This window comes from Terrisporobacter muris, from assembly GCF_024621905.1.
GTDB classification, from domain to species: Bacteria; Bacillota; Clostridia; order Peptostreptococcales; family Peptostreptococcaceae; genus Terrisporobacter; species Terrisporobacter muris.
This window is the reverse complement of record NZ_JANKBY010000588.1, coordinates 1-1,150: the sequence shown is the minus strand read 5'-3', so window position 1 is coordinate 1,150 and position 1,150 is coordinate 1. Positions and strand designations below refer to the sequence as shown.

Annotated in this window: 1 protein-coding gene; it reads left to right on the top strand. The window is 26.5% G+C overall.

Annotation, left to right across the window (positions count from 1 at the left end; genetic code table 11):
• Positions 1 to 188 precede the first annotated feature (188 nt).
• Positions 189 to 1,040: a YitT family protein gene (locus NSA58_RS20465; RefSeq protein ID WP_039677957.1), complete on the top strand. Its 852-nt coding sequence runs from the start codon at positions 189 to 191 to the stop codon at positions 1,038 to 1,040.
• Positions 1,041 to 1,150 lie beyond the last annotated feature (110 nt).

Sequence of the window (1,150 nt, the reverse complement as noted above, 5' to 3'; positions counted from 1 at the left end):
AGCTTTTTTATTATACTACTAAATTTAAATGAAAATGCTTTAACAATATGAGGCCAAATTAGAGGATGTGGTTGGTGAAAAGTAAAGCTTTTATTTAAAAAAATCATTATACATAATTCTTATCCATTATAATGAGAAATTAGATAGAATAGTAATTGGGAATATATGTAAAAAGGGGGGAGTGACAGGTGGATTTTTTAGAAAGTAAAGTCGGAAAGCAATTATTAATAATTATAGGAATAATAATATCTGCCATAGGAATCAATGGATTTTTAGCACCAGCAGACCTGCTTAGTAGTGGTCTTGCAGGAATAGTAGTCATACTAAATAAATTATTTGGAATTAATCAAGGTATAGCCATAATAGTAATGAATATTCCAATTTTTATTATTTGTAAAAAGTATGTGGATAAAGAGTTCTTTTTTACAAGTATTATAAATATGTTTATTTATTCTTTTGCTTTAGGAATTTCAGAAAATCTTTATAAATATATAAGGATAGATGACCTAATGATTCAAAGTATTTTTGGAGGTATTCTAATTGGTGTTGGAGTTGGATTAATATTTAAAGCAAACTCATCTGTTGGAGGCTTGGATATTGTAATGGCAGCTCTAAAAATTAAATACGATATATCCATAAAGAATGCATCACTAGTAATAAACTTTTTTATTATATGTGTGGGTGGAGTGTTATTTGGTGGACTTAAAGCAATGTATACATTAATTTCCATGTATTTAACATCTATATCAATAGAAAAGGCAAAGGATATTTTTAATAAACAAAAGTTGATTTTGCTTATATCAGAAAAATATGGTGAGATAGCGAGTAATATAATGAAGACCACAGGTAAAGGTGTAACTTTCTTAGATGCACAAGGTGCTTACTCAAAAGTGAACAAGAAAATGATATATTGTGTAGTTGCATCTAGTCAAGTTGCTAAAATAAAAGAAATAATATATAAAGAAGATAAAAATGCTTTCGTCTCAATTAATAATATTGATGAAGTAAAAGGTGGTGGATTTAAAGAAAAAAAATTATAGTCTACAAAACAGCAATTTAATTATTGCTGCTTTTTTATATTAAAGGAGTCTTTAATCTTCACAAAATCTTTATACGATTATAAAAAACTTAATATGAACTTAACTAAAAT